Source organism: Sutterella parvirubra YIT 11816, from assembly GCF_000250875.1.
In the GTDB taxonomy this organism is placed as follows: Bacteria; Pseudomonadota; Gammaproteobacteria; order Burkholderiales; family Burkholderiaceae_F; genus Sutterella; species Sutterella parvirubra.
Window position 1 is genome coordinate 1 of record NZ_JH604881.1, and the last position, 3,142, is coordinate 3,142.

Here is a 3,142-nt window from a genome sequence, read left to right on the forward strand (position 1 = left end):
TCGAACCTCTTCCGTGAAGAGGTTCCTTAGAAATAAATTTGCGCATCAAAGCCTGTCCGCACAGAAATTAAGAAATTCGCATTGTGAGCATTTGCCTTCGTTTGCGTCTGAGTCAGGGACGATGGATAAATCGCAGTCCTCAATGATTCTGTTGATGCAGGAGATGGTTTCTTCTCTGATTTGCTCGTTGAGTTGAATAGGGTAGACTTTGGTTTTGATCCCGCAAAGGATGAAGCCTGTTTTGATTTGCGCCCCTAGATGCTCTTCGAGCATCATGGCGTAAGCGCATAGTTGTAAGGCGGCGGATCTGCTGGGTTGTGGGGTTGGGCTGCTTTTGATTTCAAACGGAAAGAAGTGCTTGGGATCCTTTGTCTCAATAAATCCATCGCATATGCCGTGAATATGTAGTTTCTCGCTCGAAAGAGAGATTTCTTGTTTGAGGTTGTACGGTTTGCTGAGCCCGATCCTCGCAAGGTCTCGGCGCTTCATGAGTCGCTCAATATCGATATGAGCCTTTTTACCTCTTTCGACCCATCCGGATTTCGGAGGATTGAGTTTCATGGTGAGGATAAAGAAAGGAATTCGTCGACAAAAGACGAATTGCCGGATCAGCGAGGCCGGAAAGCTAAATGAGCTTGTTGCAGTCAGGGGGATCATACGTAAATTGACTGAGTCCGAGGCAGGCTCGAATCCGATCGGGCGAAAGGTGGCAGGGAAACCAAAGGCATTTGTCTTCGTCAGCGTCCAACATGTCCCACGTAATCTCAGAGAGAAGCCGACTCTCTGGCGGTTTCAAGTCGCCGTAGAAGACGGATTTCTGAATGGGAATCAGCCCGAGGTCCTTCAGTGCGTCCGCATACTTCTTCCTTTTTCGATTGTCCGCAATGTCGTAGCAGACAAGGTAGCGCGTGTAGGTGGAACTCATGCTTCACCATTTAAACCGATAGCCGCGGTATTTTTTCTCTCCGATAATGGCGCCGGCGAGCTTGTAAGCCTGACGCTGCATGATGTTTTCAAGGCGAATGCGTTTCCCATGATGAAGCATATGTTTGCTCAAACAGTCGGCAATGGCAGTAGAGATGCTGTTCTTGAGCGAATTGTCGAAGAATTTTGATTTTTCAGCCTTTTGCCTTATTTTGATGATGATTCTGTCGACGACCCATGGTCTGTATTCTTCCATGAAGTCCAGAATGAGGGCGGGTTTCCCGGGGCGGTCGGCATGGAGAAAACCGGCGTAAAGCTCGAGTCCGGCATTGTCGAGTGCAGACCAACAATAGCTCTGCAGTATGGCGTAGCCGTAATTCAGACAAATGTTGGTGATTTCCTGTGAGCCTCGGCCTTCGCGTTTGAAAAACGAAGAAGGAAGAAGGTTGGTGTGGATGAGCGCCTGCCAATAAGTGGCTGCGGCATGTCCCTCAATGCCCATGACATATTCCTTCCATGCAAAATTGGATGGAGGAGGGGCTGAGAGAGCGTCGATGTCGTCTTTGAGGATTTCGGCGATGCCGGTTAAAAATGCGTGGTGATTGTTGTTTGTCTTGGATAGATATTTGCTGAAATATAAGAGAACGGCTCGCTGATTTTTGATTTTGGTTCGAATGAATTCTGTTGCGATGATCCGACCGGTGTCGGATTGAAGACACTCAAACTGCGACTTGCGTACGCGTACAACGGCATGTTGGTGCTGCCCGGAGATGGTTGCAACGCTGATGCCCCGCCAGTCGAGGAAAAAGATTCGAATGCCCCGCGCAGCGCAGGAGAGGATGAGATCAGACGAGAAGGCGACGCCTTTTTTTGCGATGCGGATCGTGCGCAAGCGCGATAGAGGCGTCTCCCAAGCGCCGCCTTCGGCGTCACGGACAACCAAACGATTGCCCGTGATGCCGAGAAAAGAACCGTATTCCGCGACGGTCAGATGCCTCATGACCGTCCGGCCGCGTTGTACGCGGCATTCATGGTAGCGGGACCGCCGCTGGCCTCAAACCTGAACCGAACGCGGTCTCCAAGCTGCTCGAAAAAGATGGTTGCACGCGGCTGAGCGAAGATCGAGAGCGTTTTCTGAGCTTCCGCGCAGAAGGTCTTGGGATCCGTAAGTTTGATCGACCCGGGCAAGTGAAGCGGACTCACCGGGACGTCAGCGACCTTGCCGGCGGTCAGCCATTCCTGCAAAAGCGTGAAGGGGAGCTCCACCCGCACGTAGCGACGCCCGCTCGTTCCGGGACAAACCTCCAACCGAATGTCGGACGTAGTCTCGACAACTCGCCACTCCGACATGCGGACAAGCTGTTCGGCCGAAGCGGTTTCAGGATCCAGGGGTACGAGGTTGGCGTGTTGGAGGTGACCGCACAGGACCGGGGTGCTCCAATCTACCTTGCCCGCAGAATCCGCGCTGAATCCGCCGTATTTGTTGTTCGCAACGGTATGAACTTGGAAAACGGCCGAACCATCCAGATTGTGCCTCCGGATACGGAAACCTCCGGAAGGTTTGTCGACAACGGGAAGGCTGACAACACGCTTTTTGGGAGTGTGCTCCAAGTGCGAACTGTTCATCCTTACTTTCCGTTCGATCCGCTGACTGAACGTGTCGTCGGCGGGTTGCCCCCAGTTGATCGCGAGTTCGGGCGAATCAACAAGTGCCTTCCAGTCCGATTTCGCGGGAAGCTCCAGTTGGCCGGAAGCCTTGAACGCAGACTTCTTCGGACTGAGCTTGAAGCTGATGACGAAGTCCTTCTCCTTCCAAACAGCATCCTTGGCGACGAATTTGTTCTTGTCGTCAACCAAGCGGCCGAGAACAGCGGCACGGCTCGTTTGATAGTTGAGAGAGCGCAGAACCTCCGCCTGAGTCCTCTCAAGTTCCGTAGTTTGATCGGGAGTAAGTGCACACTTCGTTAGGAGTTCGTACGCCCGCTCATTGATCATCTTGTAGGTGACCGGGTGATCGCTGAACGCCTGCGGCTCGCGGTCGAGGAACGGCTTCAGAGTTTCGAGCAGCTCAAGCGGATCTTTGCCCAGGACGGCAACGGCGTTGCCGCCGGTCCCATCAGCCTTGGGTAACTGGTAACCGATGTAGATGCGATTCTTCATCTGGATGATCGGCAGGAAGTGATCACCGTAAGGAACCTCTTCACGGAAGAGGTTCGAC

At 52.8% G+C, this 3,142-nt stretch carries 4 protein-coding genes; all 4 read right to left on the reverse strand.

The features are described 5' to 3' along the window. Positions 1 to 45 precede the first annotated feature (45 nt). On the reverse strand, positions 46 to 657 hold the full coding sequence (gene cas4, locus HMPREF9440_RS01995; protein WP_087943798.1) for a CRISPR-associated protein Cas4: 612 nt from the start codon (positions 655 to 657) through the stop codon (positions 46 to 48). Further along, entirely contained in the window at positions 626 to 925 is a 300-nt protein-coding gene (gene cas2, locus HMPREF9440_RS02000) for a CRISPR-associated endonuclease Cas2 (protein WP_008540987.1), read from the reverse strand. The genes cas4 and cas2 overlap by 32 nt, the downstream gene beginning before the upstream one ends. A 3-nt stretch (positions 926 to 928) precedes the next feature. After that, positions 929 to 1,924 (reverse strand): CRISPR-associated endonuclease Cas1, encoded by a 996-nt coding sequence (cas1, locus tag HMPREF9440_RS02005; protein WP_008540988.1) that lies wholly within the window; start codon positions 1,922 to 1,924, stop codon positions 929 to 931. Next, positions 1,921 to 3,142 (reverse strand): hypothetical protein (locus HMPREF9440_RS02010; protein WP_008540989.1); only part of this gene is annotated, 1,222 nt, incomplete at its 5' end. The genes cas1 and HMPREF9440_RS02010, both read right to left, overlap by 4 nt.